This is a genomic window from Parasphingopyxis lamellibrachiae (genome assembly GCF_003385775.1).
GTDB lineage: Bacteria > Pseudomonadota > Alphaproteobacteria > Sphingomonadales > Sphingomonadaceae > Parasphingopyxis > Parasphingopyxis lamellibrachiae.
The window spans coordinates 2741298-2760706 of the sequence record NZ_QRDP01000004.1; the positions used below are offsets into that span (position 1 = coordinate 2741298).

General features: G+C 57.3%; 16 protein-coding genes. 6 read left to right on the plus strand and 10 right to left on the minus strand.

The features are described from left to right. The first annotated feature begins 50 nt into the window (after positions 1-50). The 4 genes from DFR46_RS13740 to DFR46_RS13755 are packed head-to-tail and all read left to right on the plus strand — an operon-like array spanning position 51 to position 7918. Positions 51-2711, plus strand: a complete 2661-nt coding sequence (locus DFR46_RS13740) for a type I restriction-modification system subunit M (protein ID WP_116236956.1) — start codon at positions 51-53, stop codon at positions 2709-2711. After that, entirely contained in the window at positions 2704-3969 is a 1266-nt protein-coding gene (locus tag DFR46_RS13745; RefSeq protein WP_116236957.1) for a restriction endonuclease subunit S domain-containing protein, read from the plus strand. Before DFR46_RS13740 ends, DFR46_RS13745 begins: the two co-directional genes overlap by 8 nt. Beyond that, positions 3966-7220 (plus strand): type I restriction endonuclease subunit R, encoded by a 3255-nt coding sequence (locus tag DFR46_RS13750; protein ID WP_116236958.1) that lies wholly within the window; start codon positions 3966-3968, stop codon positions 7218-7220. The genes DFR46_RS13745 and DFR46_RS13750 overlap by 4 nt, the downstream gene beginning before the upstream one ends. Further along, on the plus strand, positions 7217-7918 hold the full coding sequence (locus tag DFR46_RS13755; protein WP_116236959.1) for a M48 family metallopeptidase: 702 nt from the start codon (positions 7217-7219) through the stop codon (positions 7916-7918). The genes DFR46_RS13750 and DFR46_RS13755 overlap by 4 nt, the downstream gene beginning before the upstream one ends. Before the next feature lie 9 nt (positions 7919-7927). On the opposite strand, the gene DFR46_RS13760 is transcribed toward DFR46_RS13755, so the two are convergent. The 7 genes from DFR46_RS13760 to DFR46_RS13790 form a co-directional block, all read right to left on the minus strand. Next, positions 7928-8974: a hypothetical protein gene (locus tag DFR46_RS13760; RefSeq protein ID WP_147297696.1), complete on the minus strand. Its 1047-nt coding sequence runs from the start codon at positions 8972-8974 to the stop codon at positions 7928-7930. Beyond that, the gene (locus DFR46_RS13765; protein WP_116236961.1) at positions 8961-10001 is read right to left on the minus strand and encodes an adenylosuccinate synthetase; all 1041 of its coding nucleotides are present in this window, start codon (positions 9999-10001) and stop codon (positions 8961-8963) included. The genes DFR46_RS13760 and DFR46_RS13765 overlap by 14 nt, the downstream gene beginning before the upstream one ends. Further along, positions 10002-11876 carry a ribonuclease H-like domain-containing protein gene (locus DFR46_RS13770; RefSeq protein ID WP_116236962.1) on the minus strand — a complete coding sequence of 625 codons (1875 nt, stop codon included), beginning with the start codon at positions 11874-11876 and terminating at the stop codon, positions 10002-10004. Between the two features lie 304 nt (positions 11877-12180). Beyond that, positions 12181-12645, minus strand: coding sequence for a winged helix DNA-binding protein (locus tag DFR46_RS13775; protein ID WP_162843480.1), 465 nt, complete (start codon positions 12643-12645; stop codon positions 12181-12183). Between the two features lie 37 nt (positions 12646-12682). Continuing rightward, the gene (locus DFR46_RS13780; protein ID WP_116236964.1) at positions 12683-13108 is read right to left on the minus strand and encodes a hypothetical protein; all 426 of its coding nucleotides are present in this window, start codon (positions 13106-13108) and stop codon (positions 12683-12685) included. 59 nt (positions 13109-13167) lie between these two features. After that, positions 13168-13518, minus strand: a complete 351-nt coding sequence (locus DFR46_RS13785; protein ID WP_116236965.1) for a hypothetical protein — start codon at positions 13516-13518, stop codon at positions 13168-13170. 64 nt (positions 13519-13582) lie between these two features. After that, positions 13583-14041: a helix-turn-helix domain-containing protein gene (locus DFR46_RS13790; RefSeq protein ID WP_211306434.1), complete on the minus strand. Its 459-nt coding sequence runs from the start codon at positions 14039-14041 to the stop codon at positions 13583-13585. A gap of 369 nt (positions 14042-14410) precedes the next feature. On the opposite strand from DFR46_RS13790, the gene DFR46_RS13795 reads away from it, so the two are divergent. After that, positions 14411-15691, plus strand: coding sequence for an SDR family oxidoreductase (locus DFR46_RS13795; protein ID WP_116236967.1), 1281 nt, complete (start codon positions 14411-14413; stop codon positions 15689-15691). After that, on the plus strand, positions 15691-16170 hold the full coding sequence (locus tag DFR46_RS13800) for a DUF2269 family protein (RefSeq protein WP_116236968.1): 480 nt from the start codon (positions 15691-15693) through the stop codon (positions 16168-16170). Before DFR46_RS13795 ends, DFR46_RS13800 begins: the two co-directional genes overlap by 1 nt. Here DFR46_RS13800 and DFR46_RS13805 read toward each other — a convergent pair. From DFR46_RS13805 to DFR46_RS13815, 3 genes are read right to left on the minus strand one after another with little or no spacing between them, the layout of a single operon-like run. Then, entirely contained in the window at positions 16167-17345 is a 1179-nt protein-coding gene (locus tag DFR46_RS13805) for an acyl-CoA dehydrogenase family protein (RefSeq protein WP_116236969.1), read from the minus strand. The two genes, DFR46_RS13800 and DFR46_RS13805, sit on opposite strands and share 4 nt — an antisense overlap. Then, positions 17342-19111, minus strand: coding sequence for a sodium:solute symporter family protein (locus DFR46_RS13810; protein WP_116236970.1), 1770 nt, complete (start codon positions 19109-19111; stop codon positions 17342-17344). The genes DFR46_RS13805 and DFR46_RS13810 overlap by 4 nt, the downstream gene beginning before the upstream one ends. Beyond that, the gene (locus tag DFR46_RS13815) at positions 19108-19395 is read right to left on the minus strand and encodes a DUF4212 domain-containing protein (RefSeq protein WP_116236971.1); all 288 of its coding nucleotides are present in this window, start codon (positions 19393-19395) and stop codon (positions 19108-19110) included. Before DFR46_RS13815 ends, DFR46_RS13810 begins: the two co-directional genes overlap by 4 nt. Between the last annotated feature and the right edge of the window lie 14 nt (positions 19396-19409).

The window sequence follows — 19409 nt, forward strand, 5'->3', positions numbered from 1 at the left end:
TGTGCGGCAAAAGTTCGACAAAGTAAGGCTCCGGTGGCAACGATTAAGACATGATCAAACTGACGCTTGCTCAACTTACCGGTCTGCTGTTCAAAGCCTGCGATGAGCTTCGCGGCAACATGGATGCCTCCGAGTACAAGGAATACATTTTCGGCGTGCTGTTCCTGAAAAGGTGCAGCGACTTGTTCGATCAGCAGCGTGAAAAGCTGGCGAAGGACCTTCGCGTTCGCGGGCTCGACGGCGATCGGTTGGAGGCTGCGCTCAATAACCCTGACCAGTATATCTTTTTTGTACCGCAAGAAGCGCGCTGGGAAACTGTTCGACACCTGAAAGAGGATGTCGGCAACGGCCTGAATACCGCGCTCGGTGAGCTTGAGCGCCACAACAAGGATCAGCTCGAGGACGTGCTGGAGCACATCAATTTCAACCGAAAGATTGGCCAGCGAACCCTGAGCGACGACACGCTCGTCGACTTCATCCAGGTCTTCGAGAAGATCCCTTTGAGGGACGAGAACTTCGAATTTCCTGACCTGCTTGGCGCGGCCTACGAATATCTCATCAAGTACTTCGCCGATTCCGCTGGGAAGAAGGCCGGCGAGTTCTACACGCCCGCTGATGTCGTGCGCACTATGGTCGAAATCGTCGACCCGAAACCGGGCATGTCGGTCTATGATCCAACGGTTGGTTCAGGCGGTATGTTGATCCAGTCGCGGGACTACATTCGGGACACCGGGGGCGATCCCTACGATCTTACCCTGGCCGGGCAGGAAAAGATCGGCACCACCTGGTCGATCTGCAAAATGAACATGATCCTGCACGATATCCAGTCTGCGGAAATCCGGCAGGAAGACACCATTCAGCACCCGCAGCACCGCGACAAGGATGGCGAACTGATGCGGTTTGATCGTATCCTCGCCAATCCGCCTTTCAGCCAGAACTACAGCAAAAAGGACATGGAAGCACCCGGTCGCTTCTCCGTCTGGATGCCTGAGAAGGGCAAGAAGGCGGACATGATGTTCGTCCAGCACATGCTTTCCGTGCTCAATGCGAAAGGCCGCATGGCCAGCGTTATGCCGCATGGCGTTCTGTTCCGTGGCGGGGAAGAGAAAGAGGCGCGCAAACACTTCATCGACAAGGGCTGGCTCGACGCGGTGATCGGCCTGCCGTCATCGTTGTTTTACGGCACAGGCATTCCTGCCTGCCTGCTCGTAATGAACAAGGAACGCGCCGCCGAGCGGGACGATGTCCTGTTCATCAATGCTGACCGGGAATACCGCGAAGGCAAGGCGCAAAACTTCCTGCGCCCGGAAGACATGGCGAAGATCGTCCACGTCTATCGCGCACGCAAGGATGTCCCCGGCTATGCCCGCGTGGTGGCGCGCAGCGACATCCGGGGTGAGGACTACAATTGCAACATCCGCCGCTATGTCGACAACGCGCCACCGCCCGAACCGCAAGACGTTCGCGCGCATATCCATGGCGGCGTACCGACGGCGGAGGTCGATGCACTGGAGCGGTTCTGGCGCAACTATCCCGGGCTGCAGGAGGCCTGCTTTGCGCCCCGTTCCGGTGATCCAAAGTATTGCGACTTCGCCGATGCCATCGCTACCCGGCGGGATATTGCCGGACTGGTTCGTGAGCACGAGGGCGTCACCTCCACGCATGCGGCATTCATGGAACGGCTGAACACATGGTGGTCCGAAAACCTGCCCACAATCCAGCAAATCGAACCGGGTGATGGCAAGCAGAGAGGCGGCAATGTCTATGCCGTACGCCGCGCGTTGGTTGCGTCGATTGATAAGGCATTTGGCGACCAGACGCTGCTCAATGATTTCCAGTTGCGGGGCGCGATGGCCAAGGCGATTGACGGGCTGAAGGCCGATCTGAAGTCCATTGCCGCCAGCGGCTGGGGACCGGAGCTGATCCCGGACGACGATATCCTGCAAAGCCAGTTTCCCGAACTGATCGAGGAAATGGCGGCCAAACGCGCGCGGATTGATGAGCTGGGGGCGCTTTTCAGCGCTGCCGATGATGAGGATTTCGAGGACGAGGACGACACCGGGGTGCTGGGCAGCGAGATTGTCTCTTCACTCAAGGACGAAGAGAAGAGCCTCAAGGCGCAGATCAAGCCGCTGACCAAAGAAGCGAAGGCTGCGGTTGCCCCGATCAAGGCCGATATCGACCGGCGCGATGCCTGGCCCGATTGTTGGGGCAAGGGCGATGTGAAACTTGGCGGTACGCAGTTTGCTCCGGACATTGCCGATGCGCAGCGCACGCTTAGCGTCACGCGGGACGCTGCGGTCGATCCTTTCCTGACCATACCGCTTGAGAAGCTGGCCAGCGAGGGTGGCTACATTGTTGAGCGGCTCACTGAGATTGCCCACCGCCTCGCCGCGCACAAGGCGCTGGAGGAGGAAGCGAAGGCGCTGAAGGCGGAGCTTCGCACGGCGGAGAAGAAGAAGGACGAGCTGGTCGAACAGGCGCGCGCAAAGATCAGCCGCGAGGAAGCGCGCGATGAAATCCTCAGGCGCTTCCACCGGATCGTTCAGGACACGTATCGCCACTATCTGGAGGCGGACCGCCGCGCGGTGTCATCGGCCATCGAGAACCTGCACGACAAATACGCGGTAACGCTTCGCGATATCGAGGACAATCGCGCTAGCGCGGCGAGCGAGTTGGACGGCTATTTGAAGGCACTTGGGTATGTCTGAGTGGGTTGAGAAGCCTCTCGGCAAATTGGCCTCTTTCAAGAAGGGCAAGAAAGTCGACACCTCGAAATTGCCGCTCGACGACTACATTCCATATTTAGGTGCTTCATCGCTCACAGGCGGATCAGACGGCTGGGCAAAGCCGCAGGGGGGCATCGACTGCCTTTCCAGCGATGCGTTATTGCTTTGGGACGGTGAACGAAGCGGCCTTGTTGGTCCTGGTCGAGGTGGCGTCATCTCGTCGACAGTTATGCGTCTACGCCCAGAGAGTGATATGAGCGGCGCTTACTTGGTCCACTTGCTTCGGCAAAATTATGAATGGATCCAGGCAAGACGCACCGGGACAGGTGTTCCGCACGTTCCGAAGGATCTCGGGCGAATTCTCGAACTCCGATATCCAAAGAACGAAATTGAACAGACGACGATCTGCGACGTGCTTGATTGCATCGACACTCAGATTGAGGCGACGGAGGCGTTAATTGGGAAGCAGGAGCGGCTGCGCGCCGGGTTGATGCAGGACCTGTTCACACGCGGCGTGGACGAAAACGGCGAACTGCGCCCACCTCGCGAAGAAGCCCCGCACCTCTACCACGAAACCGAACTAGGCTGGTTGCCGAAGGGGTGGTCTGCACCTGAGGTAAGAACTCTTCTGGCCAGCGTCCCCACGCCAATGAGAAGCGGCCCGTTCGGAAGTGCACTTTTGAAGCACGAATTGGTCGAAAGCGGCATTCCCCTCCTTGGAATCGACAACATCCACGCTGAGCACTTCGAGGCCAGATTCTCGCGCTTCGTTACGCTAAGGAAGTTTCTCGAGCTATCACGCTATCGAGCACTCCCCGGCGACGTTGTTATCACGATAATGGGCACTATTGGCCGATGCTGCCTCGTACCCGAGGGTCATGGCGACCTCTTATCATCCAAGCATTTGTGGACCATGACGTTCGATCCAGCCAAAGTCATTCCTGAACTGGTATGTTGGCAGCTTAACCTCGCGCCGTGGGTGCTTTCGTGGTTTCGCCAGCAGTCACAGGGCGGGATTATGGATGCAATCCAATCATCGACCTTGAAGCGCCTCCGACTTCCATGCGCGACTTTACCGGAGCAGGAGCAAATACTTCAGCGCTATCATGCCTCAAGCGGCAGTTTGGCTGCATTGCGGGGTGACTTGGCAAAGCTTCTCCTCCAAAAGACCGGCCTCATGCAAGACCTGCTGACCGGCACCGTCTCGGTTGAGCCGCTGCTGGAGAAGGACCCAGCATGAGCGAATATGCCCATGTCGAGAAACCGCTGCTGGACCAGCTCGAAGGGCTGGGCTGGACGGCGATCGACCAGGGTAGCGGTATCCCCAAAGATTCGGCGAAATCGCTGCGCGCCAGTTTCCGCCAACTGCATCTGCCGGATATCTTCCGCCAGTCGATCCGCAAGCTTAACCGCACCAAGGACGGCGACGAATGGCTGACCGACCGGCAGCTCGACATGCTGATCGACGACATCTATCGCCAGCCCAATCGCAGCCTGCTGGAAGCGAACGAGACGGTGCAGGCATTGCTGTTCAAGGCGCAGGTCGACCGCAACGAGGTAACGGGAGAGGAAGACCCGACCGTCCGCCTGATTGATTTCACCGACCCCGCCCGCAACACCTTCCACGCGATCAACCAGTTCCGCGTCGATACGCCGGGCTGCGTGAAGGGCTTCATCATCCCCGATGTGGTGCTGTTTGTGAACGGCCTGCCGCTGGTCGTGATTGAGGGCAAGATCGGCGATGCCAACACCGCCAATCCGATGCACGAGGCGTTCGTCCAGCTGCAACGCTATCGCGGAGCACGCCCCGAAACCGAAGCGGCCGGCCTGCGCGAAGGCGAACCGAAACTGTTCTACACCAACCTCGCGGTCGTCCGCACTTGCGGCGAGGCGGCAGAATTCGGATCGATCACCAGCGCGCCCGAACACTTCTACAGCTGGCGCAATATTTGGCCTGAGCAGTTTTCCGAGATCAATCCGCCGCTGGGCGTAGTCCGCCCGCAGGAGGAACTGGCGCAAGGCCTGCTCAATCCCCACGCCCTGCTCGACATGCTGCGCACTTGCTCCGCCTTCATGGACCTGCCCAATGGTAAGCGGATCAAGGTGCTCGCCCGTTATCAGCAACACCGCGCCGCGCGGAAGATAGTTGAGCGGCTGCGCGAGGGTCAAACACGCGAAGATCGCAGCGGCGTCGTCTGGCACACGCAAGGTTCAGGCAAATCACTCACCATGGTCTTCGTGGGGCGGATGCTGCGCGCCTCCAGCGACCTCAACGACTTCAAGATCCTGATGGTGGTCGACCGGGCCGATCTGGAAGACCAGCTCTCCGCCACGGCGCGGTTGATCGGCGGCAAGGTCAATGTAATCGAAAGCCGCGCCGATGTGCGCGACCAGCTTGCCTCGCCTGCCTCGGACATAAACATGGTGATGGTCCACAAATTCCTGGAAGCGAAGGAAGATCTGTCCGACGGTCTGCGCGAGAAGCTGGGCCGCTACGCCCCGCCGCCAAGCGCCGACAGCTTTGGCACGGTCAACGAGTCAGACCGCATCCTGATCATGGTCGACGAAGCCCACCGGACGCAGGGCAGCGACATGGGCGACAATCTGTTCGAGGCCTTCCCCAACGCCGCGCGCGTGGCTTTCACCGGTACGCCGCTGATCACGGATCGCCATGAAGGCAGGAAGACCGTCAAACGCTTCGGCGAGTATATCGATACCTACAAGCTGATGGACGCTGTAGAGGACGGGGCGACGCTCAAAATCCTCTACGAAGGCCGCACGGCCAACACCGCGCTGCGCGACAAGGCCGAATTCGATGAGGCTTTCGAGGACCTGTTCGCGGATCGAACGCCAGAGGAACTGCTGGCGATCAAGAAGAAGTATGGCGCGACCGGTGACATACTGGAAGCAGAGGGCCGGATCGAGTCTATCGCCCGAGATATCGTCAATCACTACGTCGACAACATCCTGCCTAATGGCTTTAAGGCGCAGGTCGTTTGCCACTCAAAGCTCGCCGCCGTGCGGTACCAGAAGGCCTTACGCGGAGCCTTGCAGGTGCGGCTGGAGGAAGAGCGGGCGAAGGCTGAACCCGATGACGACGCGATCAAGCGCATCGCATTTCTAAAGGTGGCAGCGGTCATCTCTTCTGACGGCACCAATGAGTCAGCCGAGATCACCAATGCCCGCAAGGAAGCGAAGGCGGCAAACGCCGTTGAGAACTTCTGCAAGCCTTTTGATTTAGACGACTACGGCAAGACCAACACGGGTATCGCCTTCCTTGTCGTATGCGATATGCTGCTCACCGGCTTCGACGCTCCGATCGAGCAGGTCATGTATATCGACAAGAAGCTGAAGGAGCATAATCTGCTCCAGGCCATCGCTCGCGTAAACCGCGTGACGCATGGCAAGCGGCGCGGCTTCATTGTCGACTATATTGGGCTTGCCAATCACCTGACCGATGCGCTCAAAATTTACGCGGACGAAGAACTCGAAGACCTGCAGGCGGGATTGCAGAATATCAGTTCGGAGTTGCCGATCCTAGAAGAGCGGTACCGCCGCTTGCTCCAGCATTTCCAGGCTCTGGGCGTGAACGAGATCGAGCGCTTTCTGACAGCGTCGTTGGCTGGTCTCAACGAAGAGGCCGCTGTCATTCACAAGACGGTCGATGCGCTGGAGAACATCAAGGCTCGGGCCGACTTCGAAGTGTTCCTGAAGAAATTTCTGATGAGCCTCGACCTGATTTTGCCGGGTTCGGCAGCGCATGAGTATCGCGGCCCGGCCAGACGGCTAGGGTATCTGATGCGCATGGCAAAAGAGCGCTACAAGGATGACTCGATCAACTTCGCAGGGGTCGGCGAAAAGGTTGCGGCGCTGATCAACCACCACCTCATCGAGCTGGGTATCGATCCGCAAATTCCGCCAATTGAACTGCTTGATCCAGAGTTTGTCGATCATGTCACCGGGCATGCTGGGACTAGTACGCGGGCGAAGGCGAGCGAGATGGAGCACGCCATCCGCAAACACTGCACTATTCACTTCGACGAAGACCCTGCCTTCTTCAAGCGAATGAGCGAAAAGCTTGACACTTTGATCGCTAAGCATGGCGACGACTGGAAAGCCCTGGCAGAGCATTACGAAGAGCTGCGGGCAGAAATTAGGGTCGGTCGAGGGGACGAAGGTACCGAGCAACCCGCCGAAGTCCAGGTGTTCCGGGCGAACCTCTTCGACCTGATCGGCGACGGTATGACGCTCTCCAATGAAGACGCGGTTCTTCTTGATGCACTGGCGGCGCGCATCGTCGAAATTACTCGCGAGGCGATCACGATCGTCGATTTCTGGAGAAAGCCCGACCAGGTCCGCCGATTGAGAGCAGACATTGATACGGAGGTCATGGTGTCTGGAATTGCTCCAGTGCAAGACAATCACCAGAGGATTGCAGTTGAGCTAACCAAGCTCGCGGAGAAACGTCACTCGGAGTTGTTGCGGTCATGAAGATGTGCGCGCAGGACATCGAGTTTACGCTCATTCGCGGCGACAGGAAAACAGCCGATATCGTGATCGAGCGGTCCGGCGACGTTATCGTGCGAGCGCCAAACGAAATTGACGATGGAAGGGTCCGCCAAGCGGTCGCTGATCGAGCGCTCTGGGTCCATCGATCGCTCGCCGAGTGGGAAAGCTTGAATTCCAGCAGACGGACGAGACCCATCGCCCAGGGGCAGGGCTTTGCTTATCTTGGCCGCTCGTATCGACTTAGATTTGTCGACAGTGCCAAGGCACCGCTTACCTTGAAAAATGGGCGCTGGGAGCTTTGCGAAAAGTTCGCTGCGGATGCCGGGGAAGCGGGAGCGCGAAAGGCCTTTCGGGACTTCTATATGGAGAAAGGGAGAAAAATCTTTGGCGAGAGGGTCGCTCACTTTGCGCCAAAGGTTGGCGTCTCTGCCGGTGAAATCGCTGTGAAGGAACTAGGGTATCACTGGGCATCATGCGGCACGGGAGGAGCACTCAATTTCCACTGGAAAACGCTGATGGCTCCGCAAACCGTCATTGATTATATCGTGGTGCACGAGCTCTGCCACTTGCGGTATCGCGACCATTCCGATGCATTCTGGAATGAGGTTGACAAGGTACTGCCAAACTTCAGGCAACGGAAAAATTGGTTGAGAGAGAAAGGTGCCTCCCTCGACATTTAATGAGAAATGTTATTCGCGGATTTGACGAATTTCGGAGCGGATCTCATTGATTTGAAGTTCTTGTTCCTCAACTTTCCGGCGCAAAGCAGCTAAGCTTTCTTCTCTCTCAGGAGGGGTTGTCGAGTCCCCTTCGACAAACTCCAGATGATCTTCCAGCCTGTCATCTACTTGCTCAATTCTCGGAAGCGTATCTTCCAAATGAGCCGCGATATCCGAATAGTAACTCCAAGTTAGCACGAAAACGCCGACGAGCCCCGCAAGAAGGCTACCCTGTACAACTGTGCTAACTCGGCCCACTGCACTTTTGGATTCTTCAGCACTCCGCTTGGCTTCGGAGGCATTGAGAGCCGCTTCCCGCATAGCTTCAGAAATAGAGCTACGTATTGGTATCCTAGCTCCACTTGATAAAACCGAAACCCTATCAAGGAACTCCTTGATTTCCCAGTGACCGTCATCGGGATCGGAACTAGACCCCAAAGGAACCCTGCCCTTGTCTTTCTCTTTAGTAGGAAGAGTTGTTTTCGTAAATTCGATCCAAATAAGGCCTTCGGATTTCTCAATTTCATAATCTTGGTCAGTCAGATTGTGCAAAGGGATACAGAGCTTTCCCCAATAACCAGGATCGACCAGAGGGCCTGTCCCCAGCAAAAGCCCTCGATGTACGTGCTTGATCTGAAGGTTGAACCGAAGAGCGAGGAAGTCTGGCAATCGAAAATCGATATCAGACTCTACAAAAACGATGCTGTTACTAGGCACTTTGAGAACATCATCCCTTTCAGCATCGAATATTACATCCGGCTGGTGATGCGTCCTGTAAATGTAGGCCTTCGATCCGATACGGCCTTCATAGGCGGCTTTCTTGAGGCGGGATTCTCTGCCCCCTCCGACATAGAACGGAGAAATTGCGCCCGTCGCCTTCACAACGGTTTGAATATCTTCCGACGACAAAAGCGTATCCGGAATCGGCAAAGATTTTGGCTTTGCTCGCCAGCCGTTCGCTAATCGCTTGCCTCGCTCTCGGGATATCAGCTCCCGCTCAGATTCAGATTTGGACAAGGTTAGCGTCCCGAGCGACCATATCGATCGGAGAAAATCCCAAATAGTCAAATCTTCTCCCCAAACTCTGTTCCATCTCGCGGAGGGATTCAAGCACCTCCACCCTAGATGCAGACGCTGAGACATAATCTAGGTGGTTTAAAACCAAAATTGTTGGGTTGTTAGCGGCAATTGCAGCCTTCACTACTTCGGGATCAAACTCTCCCACGCGACGCAGATTCTTGGTGACAGTTGTGAACTCGCGTATGTTTCGTTCAATGCCAGCTGACTTCGCAATATCTTCCCAAGTTGTCTCATTAGGCAACGGACCGGACATCCCAGCAACTCTAATAGGGAATGATCGTAAAACGAGAACGACCTCATCTACATCGATCGGACTTAGTCCGGCCTCAGTGAGAGCCGACGCTGCGGTCGTACATCGTGAAGTTGCCTTCGGCCAATACCCGCCATCATAGAGCGATAGACCAAATCCTTGAGTTCCTTCAATTACAACTCGAGCGTCATCGCTCAACCATTGACGCATTTTCGCCGTTGTGTCGCAGAGATACTGTTCCAACGGTTCACAATGCTGAGCATCATGCCTTTGGAGAGGGAAGTTTGCCGCTTCGCGAGCGACCGAAGCCATGATAGCGGCTCCAACACCGCTCCCGGTTGACCCAATGCCTGAAACTAGACCTGCGTCGACTTCCCAGGCCTTCTGCGCATGAGTGATGATATTCGCGTAAGGGCTTATGAAAATTCGATCGCGTGGGTAGTCGAGGAGTTCGATCTCATCTTGAAGCACATCAAGATCGATGAATGATCCGGCAGGGAACACAACGTCGACATTGAGGTCGACTGCACCCGCAGGCAGCTGCCTAAGAACAAATTTCTGCCCTGATCGATCATATGCTGTATGGCCGGAATTTGGACCACCAACCCTTACAACGGCCACGCGTGCCGCATTCGCCATTCGGACCAGTTCAAGAGATACTTTCCCCTTGCCTTCCGAGCCAAACTGGCCACCAATGACAATGGATACGGGCATCTATGTCTCCGCTTCAAATGCGCTTAGTAATCGATTCACGTCTGTGAGCATATCCCGTTCAAGTCCATTGTTGAATACGGTGTGATCTGCGAGCGGTCGCATTTTCGAAACTTTCTGCTCCACTTCTGAGGCCGAAGCGTCATCGAAAGCTGATCGACCAACGTTTGCCCTCCCTTCGTCTCGCAGGAAGTAGCGACTTCGCCTGTTTCCCTCGTCAGCGTCGACGAATATGTGGAAGAAACGATAACCAAAATACTCTTTCAAAAAGGCGTGGTCCTCTGGGAACCTCAACCCGTCCACCACAATCCGCTTGGCCGTAGAGACTCTCGCAATCGTCATTTCCGCCAATTGCCGTTGACGTCCAGTGCGGTTAATCTCGGCTCCCATCTCTTGTCGATGCTTTCGATCCACAGGTAGGTCACGCTCTCGCAACAGGTTGTCGATCACTAGGCTAAAGCGCGTATAAGCGAATCCGAGGTCTTCAAGGCCTTTCGCAAGTGTCGTCTTCCCTGCTGCGATCGGCCCACTCACTCCAATCACTAGAGGTCGATCCTCTCGCTGAAGGCGCGGGATTATCAGCGGCGGCTCGGTTTCTGTGCCTAGCCCCTCGGACAAGCCAGCAAGGTGGAAAGTCCCGACGAGCGCAGACGTAATTGCATCAAGTTCATCATGGGTCACGTGTTGGTCCACATAGCGACCGCTGATGCCAAACTCGCTTAACCCTAGCTTGAGCCATTCTACACCCGCCCCTTTGCGGGGAATTCTCATGATGTCCTGAGCTGCGCCAGGGTAACTCTCGATCACCGGCAAACCCATTTTGCGAAACTCATCGGCCAGTTTGATACCCCGGGCTGTAAGCTTCTGCATGCTCGGAAGCAGACAAGGATAGACGTTGACACCCCTGCGTTTCAGCTCGCGTTCGCAGATCCTCATGATCCCGTATTCGTCGCGGCCTGGGTCGTCGTCAAAAACGGAAACTCGACCGGTCGGGAGACAAAGCGGAGAATCTATCGAAACGAACTCGGGATCGGCAGCAATAGTTTCAGCGATGATTGCCTCATCGCTTGATAACGTTTTGGTCTCAGCGTGATGACCGGTTAGATTGCACCAACCTGATGGACGCTTTTCTGAACCGGTTAGATCGATCCCAACAATTTTCGCGGATTCGGCCTTGGAACCACTGAACAATTCGCGAAATGTTGGCATCCGCGCCGACTCACTATGAGGCGCCTTTTTTATTGTTGGCAAAGAATGCCTATCCGGCGGGGCGGACCATTCCACAAACTCAATTGGATCGCTTAGGAGATCCGCCTCGAAACCCAACCTTCTCAGGGCATGATCGAAAAGCGCTCCCATTGCAGCAATATCCGCCCGATTATAGGTAATGAGAGTGCGGAGTGCGTCCAGCTCGCCTCTCAGATATTGGTGCCAGAGTAACACTGCTGCGAAGCCATCGACACCTTGGATATCCTGGCGAAAATCGATGCCCAGTTCCTGCTCAATAGCCTTTTGCCCACCTTGCAGACCAACTCGGCGACATAAATACATCAGATCAACATGCGTCGCTGGTAGCTCAATTTTCGGGAATTCCTGCACCAGGAACTTCGCATCGAATCGAATTCCATTAAATGTTACGAGTGCGACCGCACTTCCAATCGCATTTAACATTGGCGTCGGATTATCACCCTTAATGAACGTCCCAGATCGCCCGCCAAGCGTCCAGCCAACGATGGTAATCTCGTCATAGTAGTGGCTTAAACCAGTGGTTTCGATGTCCAAAAATATAACTTGGCTAGGTCGATCGTGGCAAAGTGCCAATTTTTCTCGAACTGCCTTGGGCAATGACGCTGCGCGCTTCTTATTCTGAATCGCCATGATATCATGGCGATAAGGCAATATGGACACGAATGGAATTGGCAGCTGTCAGTATCCTGTTCGGAACGTTTTACAATCGTGCCAGATAGTGCATCCTTAGAACATTGGGGGCCATATTGGGGGCCATACGCAAGTTCGAATCATATATATGTAAATATATCAATTATATAGTGGGATTATACGAGTCCTCTTCTGGCACCAACGGTGTAGTCCGTTGGATGCAGATTGGTGAAACTGCCAGCATAAAATCCGGTTTGATTTCGGGCAAACCCGACGCGCCGTCCCATTGGGGGCTTGCGATTTCCTATCCGGCAGGCTGGTCGGTCGCGGGCATCGGGTGAATCCGGTCAAGCCAGCGGTTCATGCCGGCGATGGCGTCGCGGGTGAGCGTAACCGTTGTGTTTTTCTGGTCGTCTATATCCCCTTCGCGTTCCACCAGATGGCGCGATTCCAGAATCCTGAGCCACCGCATTCCCGAGGTCTTGGGCACGGATGCCGCCTGGCACGCATCCCATATGGTCACCTTGCGCTCTTCGGATTTCGCGGCGTAGAGATCGAGCAGGATATCCCAGGCGGGATCGGAAAAGAGACCCCGGGGGAATTGCCATTCGCGGTCGCGCCGAGCTCTCAGATACGTTTTGATGAACGCCGCGCCTTCACCGCACAGATGGTTGGGGTTGCGCAGGACAGTTCGTTGGGAGTCCGGATTGCCGTTCTCTGCCGTGGGTTCGGTTTCATCATGATTGCGGTCGGTGTCCCCGGGCGGCAAGCAGGATGGACCTCCAGCTTGTCTGGGCGTGATATTTTCAGGCGGTGTCATGATCTGCCAGACCTGCTTGTCGATCGAGGGTGACACCCACGAGGATGACCAGCAACAGCGGAATGGTCCAAACCGTCGTGAGCCCAAAATAGATGCGGGCGGGGAAGGTCGGTGCCAGAAGTGCTGCCAGATGGGCTGTCATCGTGATCATATGGAACCCGGTCACCCAAAGAGGCCAATAGCGATCGGTGCGCATCGAAACCCAATAGAGTCCGACCAAAAGCAGCAGATCGACCGTGATTATTGGCCAAATAGCACCGCCCAAATATTGCTGAAGCAATTGTGCGGGCATGGTGAGCAGGACGCCGCCCATATAGAGAGACGTAACCCGCCGACCCTCACGGCCGCCGAAGTAGGCACCATAGCCGCAACACAGGATCGCCAGTGCCCAAAAGAGATATACTAGTGCCATTCTAGAGATCGACCATGCCAGCCATCACCGGTCAACCTACCCGGTGATGGCATGCATCGTTATGCCGTTTCACGAGATTTGCGTTTTGTTGGGACGACTGGACTCTCTGCCATGGGAGGAAGGGGGCAACCGACCATTTTGGGAGATTCCGGATGGTGGCGGGCGATGCTGTGCATCATGCGGATCGATTTGCGCAGCTGCTCGCGACCTTCCAGCAATTTGACCGAACCTTCGATCATGTTGCCGTACAGATCCTGCGTGATGTTGATCGGCAGGTCGGCGGTCTTGGCGGTCTGCAATATCGTCGTCAGAAGAACGGAATTGGTCAGAAGCGCGTCATCGGCTGCTGCGATCGCTGCTTTTGAATCTTCCTGAAGAACAGGAATGGATGCCGTGTCGAATTGATACATGTTTCCTCCTACCCGGCCGCCGGGCCGTGTCTAATTGCTGCTGAATTTTTTGGCTTATTCAGGTTTATTCAAAGACCCAGAGAATACCGGCTGAAGCGAGCGTGATCGCCAATATGACGCTGAAGCCGAGAGCTGCGACTTTGATGATGGCATAATGTCTTTCGACCCATGCTAGGTCATTTACCCCTCCTCCGATCTTCGGGAGGTCGAACACGCTGCTGAGCGTTGCGTTCGAGCTCCGGTGAGACGTTGCGGGGTTGAGAATGGCCGAATCGGACTGGAAAACAACCGATTCCGGTGGGGACCCTATTTTTTGGGACTGCTCTGATCTAACGACAATACGTGCCGCATCGCGCCGATTGCTGGCGCCGACGACCGGTAGTGCGCGTTTGATATATGTATCGACGGTATAGTGTGAAAGGCCGGTTGCACGGGCAATTTCCTTGGAGGACATCCCGCGCGCCACCAGCCGCAAACAGGATATCTGGCCTTCGGATAGTTCGGATAATTGTTGTGCACTCATGGGTTCACGTGATGCCTTTTTCCCCGTCCCAGATACTCGCTTTGCCCCTGAATGTTCCATTTTGGAGCAATGAAATTACATCTCGCGCAATGAAACCGATAGATTAAATCTAAACTATCCATCGCGGTGTGTCAGTAGTTTACTAAGTTTTTTTGGCGCCATCGAACGGGAAATGCGACCCTTTCCCATTACGGCTCCACCTTTCCTGTAGCCTGTACGGTCGATCTTTTCGGGAAACATACTCCAAACCCGGAGCTTTTCCAGAACAAAGATTAACATTTCGGCGATGCTCCGCTCCACCAAAAACGGCTAGAACCGGGTGACCGCGAATGGCGACAATGCTAGCAGACAAGGCCGAGGGGGGACTTCATGCGGATCATGCTACTGGGCGCGAACGGCTTTATCGGGCGGCACCTGCTGTCTGAAATGCTCGCTCACGGGCATGAGGCGGTTGCCATCGTCCGGAAGATTGACGGCCTGGCCGAGGCCTTTCCCGGCGCGGAATTTGTCGGGATGGATCTGGCTACCGCGCTGAACGAGGCCGATTGGGCGTCGCATCTGCAAGGCATAGACCTTATCGTGAATGCCGCCGGGCTGCTCCGGGGGCGGGCCATGTCCGCAGTGCATGAAGCGATGCCGAAAGCGCTGTACGCCGCCGCGGTGCACGCGGGGGTCAGGCGCGCTGTCCTCCTGTCGGCGATCAGCGCGCGGCCGGATGTGCCGACCGACTATGCGAGGTCCAAACTCGACGGGGAGGCGGTTCTGCGCTCGTCAGGCCTTGGCTGGACGATCCTGCGGCCGTCGCTGGTCTATGGCGATGGCAGCTATGGCGGCACATCGCTGATGCGCGGCATGGCCGGCCTGCCCGCCTGTGTACCGATACCGGGCAAGGGCGATTTTCCCTTTACGCCGATCCATGTTCGCGATCTTGCCCGGGCGGTCCGCATCGCCTGCGAAGACGATGGTTTTGCTGAACGGACGCTTGAGCCTGTGGGGCCGCAGACGATGGACCTGCGCGAGATGCTTGCGCGGTATCGCGCATGGCTGGGCTTTGGGCGCGCGCGCTTCGCTTCGATCCCGATGCCGGTCATGGGCCTGTTCGGCCGGATGGGCGACCTGCTGGGAAATGGGCCAATCGCGACCAACAGCCTGGTCCAGATGGTCGTCGGCAATGCCGGGGACAGCAAGGCGTTCGCAAGCGCGGTCGGTTTTGAACCGCGCAACCTTGAAACGGCGCTGCGCGACCGGCCTGCCCAGGTGCAGGACCGCTGGCACGCGCGGCTGTTCTTTCTCGCGCCGGCCCTGAAAGCCGTGTTGGTGCTGATGTGGGTCACGTCTGCGTTGCTCGGTTTTTTCCATGGAGCGGCACAGGCGGATGAGCTTGTGCGTTCGCTTGGCTGGCCGGCATCTCTGGCTGACCCGCTTCGAATCGGTGGCAGCGCGCTCGATCTCGGGATTGCGGCCCTGCTGATTCTGGACCGGCATGCGCGCTGGTCCACGCTTGCGCAGCTGGTGATGGTGTTTGGCTATACGCTCGTGATTGGCTTCGCGCTTCCCCATCTCTGGCTCGACCCGCTGGGCCCGCTGCTCAAGAATATTCCCATCCTTGTCGCCATCCTCATCCATGGTGCGATTGGAGACCGGCGCTGATGGATCCTTACCTGCTCGTCAAATGGGTGCATATTCTCAGCTCCACGATCCTGTTCGGCTTCGGGGCTGGGACCGCCTGGTACCTGCTCAACGCCCATCTGACCCGAGATCCGGCGACAATTGCCAGTGTCGGACGGATGGTCGTCCGCGCCGACTGGATTTTTACCGGCACGAGCGGCGTGGTGCAGCCCGTCAGCGGTGTCGCACTTGTCTATCTGGCCGGCTATTCGCTGACCGAGAGCTGGCTGCTTGTCACCTATCTGCTCTATGCGATCGCCTTTGCCTGCTGGGCACCGGTTGTGGGCTTGCAGATTAGGGCACAGCGGCTGGCGCAGACGGCGGCGGAAACGGGCAGTCCGCTGGGCACCGACTATCACCGTGCAATGCGGCTCTGGTTCATCCTCGGCTGGCCAGCCTTTATCGCGCTGCTCGGGGTTTTCTGGCTGATGATCGCGAAACCGCTGCTCTGGGCTGCCTAACGGTTCCCGCCGAACAGCTGCCGCCCAGCGAGATCGAGCATGATCTCTTCAGATCCGCCGCCGATCGCATTGACGCGGACCTCCCGATAGATGCGTTCAACCTTGGATCCCTGAAGATAGGAAGCGCCGCCAAGCACCTGCGCGGCATCGCGCGCAACCCGTTCGAGCATCTCGGTGGCCTGCACCTTGAGCATCGCGAAATCGGCGGGTTGGCCTTTGCCTTCCTGCTCGGCCCAGGCACATTGATCGACCCAGGCCTGGGTCGCGCCGATCCGCCTTGCCATATCGGCGAGCTTCACGCGGATCACCTGGTGCCCAGCCAGCGGCTTGCCGAAGGTTTTGCGCTCGCGGGCCCAGTCGGCTGCTTCTTCCAGGCACACGCGCGCAAAGGCACAGCAGCCCATGGCCAGGCCCAGTCGCTCGCGATTGAAGTTGCGCATGATGCCGATAAAGCCGCCATTTTCCTGCCCGATCAGATTTTCGGCAGGTACGCGGACATCGTCGAAATAGATGGCGGCAGTGTCCGAGCAGTGCCAGCCCATTTTTTCCAGAGCGGTGCGGCTGACGCCGGGTCTGTCCATCTCGATCAGAAGCAGCGAAATACCTCCCGCGCCGTCGCCGCCTGTGCGCACGGCGGTAGTCATATAATCGCAGCGCACGCCGGAGGTGATGAACATCTTCTGGCCGTTGACGATATAATCGTCGCGGTCGCGGACGGCGCGGGTTTGGAGATTGGCGACGTCGGACCCGCCGGACGGCTCGGTAATGCCGAGCGCGATGATCTTGTCTCCGGCAAGGACAGGAGGGGCGATCTGCTTTTTCATCTCGTCCGAGCCGATGGCCAGGATCGGCGGCAGGCCGATACCGTGCGTCATCAGGGAAGCGCCAAGGCCGCCGGCACCCACGCGGGCCAGTTCGTTGGTTACCACCATGCCGTGAAAAATATCGAAGCCTTCCGAATGACCGCCAAATTCCTCCGGATAGTTGAGTCCCAATATACCGGCTTCAGAGGCCTTCTTGTGCAATTCGCGGGGGAGCTGACGATCCGCTTCCCACTGATCGATATGCGGTTCGACCTCGCGTTCCACGAAGCGGCGGACGCTTTCGGCCAGCGCGTCATGGCTTTCGTCATAATAGGGCGAGCGCGCCCGCCATGCGTCGAAATCATATGTCATATTTGCGTGTCTCTTGCCCCGCGCGGCACGCGGATTGAATCGACTAGCCGGCGAATCTCGAGCGGCGGCGATTTGGTGAAGGAAGCAACACCAATCGCAACAGCGAAATTGAGCAGCATGCCGATCACGCCGATCCCCTCGGGCGAGATGCCGAACCACCAGTTGGCCGCGACATTGGCATCCGGATTCCACAGCTTGAAATAGGCGATGTAGAGGAAGGTAAAGGCGAGGCCGCTCAGCATCCCGGCGATCGCGCCATGCTTGTTCATCCGCTTCGAGAAGATGCCCATGAAGATGGCCGGGAAGAGCGAAGCAGCCGCCAGACCGAATGCGAAGGCGACGACCTGCGCCACGAAGCCGGGCGGATAGATGCCGAGATAGCCGGCGACGAGGATCGCGGCAGTGGCCGCAATACGCGCGGCCATCAGCTCGCCTTTCTCGGTAATCTGCGGGCGGAAGGTCTGTTTGAGCAGATCATGGCTGATCGAGGAGGAGATCACGAGGAGCAGCCCTGCCGCCGTGGAAAGCGCAGCGGCCAGGCCGCCCGCCGCGACGAGCGCGATCACCCAACCCGGCAGGTTCGCGATTTCCGGATTGGCGAGCACCATGATGTCGCGATCGACATAGACCTCGTTTTCGCCCTGGGCCGGATCGTTGGACACCAGCCTCTCGCCCGATGCGCCGCGCTCCTCGGTAAAGGCGGGCGCACCGGCAAAGGCGTCGCCCGCGCGATATTGCATCACCCCGTCGCCATTGCGGTCGTTGAACGCGATAAGGTCGTTGCTTTCCCAATTGGTCAGCCATTCAGGAGCTTCGGCATAGGGCGTTTCATTCACCGTATCGATGAAATTGATCCGGGCAAAGGCGCCGACCGCAGGCGCGGTCGTGTAGAGAAGCGCAATGAAAACCAGCGCCCAGCCAGCCGATTTGCGGGCATCCCGCGCGCTTGGCACGGTGAAGAAACGGACGATGACATGCGGCAGGCCGGCCGTACCGATCATTAGTGCAGCCGTGATGCAGAAAATGTCGATCATCGATTTCGAACCGTCGGTATAGGCGGTGAAGCCGAGATCGGTCAGCGTGCTGTCCAGTTTCTGGAGCACATACATGCCCGATCCGTCGGCGACTTGGCTGCCCAGCCCGACCTGCGGCATGGGGTTGCCGGTCACCAGAAAGCTGATGAAGAAAGCGGGCACCATATAGGCGAAGATCAGCACGCAATATTGCGCGACCTGGGTATAGGTTATGCCCTTCATCCCGCCGAGCACGGCATAGACGAACACGATGCCCATGCCGATGATCACGCCGAGATCGACGGGCACCTCCAGGAAGCGCGAAAAGACGATGCCGACGCCGCGCATCTGACCGGCGATATATGTGAAGCTGATGAAAATGAGACAGATGACCGCGACGACACGGGCGGCCTTGGAATAGTATCGCGCACCGATGAAATCGGGGACGGTATATTGGCCGAACTGGCGCAGATAGGGGGCTAGAAGAAGCGCGAGCATCACATAGCCGCCCGTCCAGCCCATCAGATAGACGCTGCCGTCATAGCCGAGAAAGGCGATCAGCCCGGCCATGGAGATGAAGCTTGCTGCGCTCATCCAGTCGGCTGCGGTCGCCATGCCGTTGACGATCGGGTTCACATGGCCGTCGGCGACGTAGAATTCGGACGTAGACGCCGCGCGGGACCAGATGGCGATGCCGATATAGAGCGCGAAGGACGCGCCGACGAAGAGATAGATCAGGGTCTGGGTGGTCATTCGCCGTCCAACCCGAACCGCTTTTCGATCTTCCGCATCTGGCGGACGTAAATCACGATCAGCGCGATGAAGACGTAGATCGAACCCTGCTGCGCGAACCAGAAGCCCAGCGGATATCCGCCAAGGCTCCACTGGTCGAGGAAATCGCGAAACAGGATGCCTGCGCCGAAGGACACGAGAAACCAGATGCTCATCAGCGTGACGAGCAGGCGGATATTGGCGCGCCAATAGCCCCGCTCATTCTCGCCTGTGGCATAGTCTTTGTCGTTGGCGCCTTCGGCCATCTTCCACCCCCTGT

Coding starts and splice junctions, on each gene's coding strand:
- DFR46_RS13740 (WP_116236956.1), top strand. CDS start 51: ATGATCAAACTGACGCTTGCTCAACTTACCGGTCTGCTGTTCAAAGCC.
- DFR46_RS13745 (WP_116236957.1), top strand. CDS start 2,704: ATGTCTGAGTGGGTTGAGAAGCCTCTCGGCAAATTGGCCTCTTTCAAG.
- DFR46_RS13750 (WP_116236958.1), top strand. CDS start 3,966: ATGAGCGAATATGCCCATGTCGAGAAACCGCTGCTGGACCAGCTCGAA.
- DFR46_RS13755 (WP_116236959.1), top strand. CDS start 7,217: ATGAAGATGTGCGCGCAGGACATCGAGTTTACGCTCATTCGCGGCGAC.
- DFR46_RS13765 (WP_116236961.1), bottom strand. CDS start 10,001: ATGCCCGTATCCATTGTCATTGGTGGCCAGTTTGGCTCGGAAGGCAAG.
- DFR46_RS13770 (WP_116236962.1), bottom strand. CDS start 11,876: ATGGCGATTCAGAATAAGAAGCGCGCAGCGTCATTGCCCAAGGCAGTT.
- DFR46_RS13780 (WP_116236964.1), bottom strand. CDS start 13,108: ATGGCACTAGTATATCTCTTTTGGGCACTGGCGATCCTGTGTTGCGGC.
- DFR46_RS13785 (WP_116236965.1), bottom strand. CDS start 13,518: ATGTATCAATTCGACACGGCATCCATTCCTGTTCTTCAGGAAGATTCA.
- DFR46_RS13790 (WP_211306434.1), bottom strand. CDS start 14,041: ATGAGTGCACAACAATTATCCGAACTATCCGAAGGCCAGATATCCTGT.
- DFR46_RS13795 (WP_116236967.1), top strand. CDS start 14,411: ATGCGGATCATGCTACTGGGCGCGAACGGCTTTATCGGGCGGCACCTG.
- DFR46_RS13800 (WP_116236968.1), top strand. CDS start 15,691: ATGGATCCTTACCTGCTCGTCAAATGGGTGCATATTCTCAGCTCCACG.
- DFR46_RS13805 (WP_116236969.1), bottom strand. CDS start 17,345: ATGACATATGATTTCGACGCATGGCGGGCGCGCTCGCCCTATTATGAC.
- DFR46_RS13810 (WP_116236970.1), bottom strand. CDS start 19,111: ATGACCACCCAGACCCTGATCTATCTCTTCGTCGGCGCGTCCTTCGCG.
- DFR46_RS13815 (WP_116236971.1), bottom strand. CDS start 19,395: ATGGCCGAAGGCGCCAACGACAAAGACTATGCCACAGGCGAGAATGAG.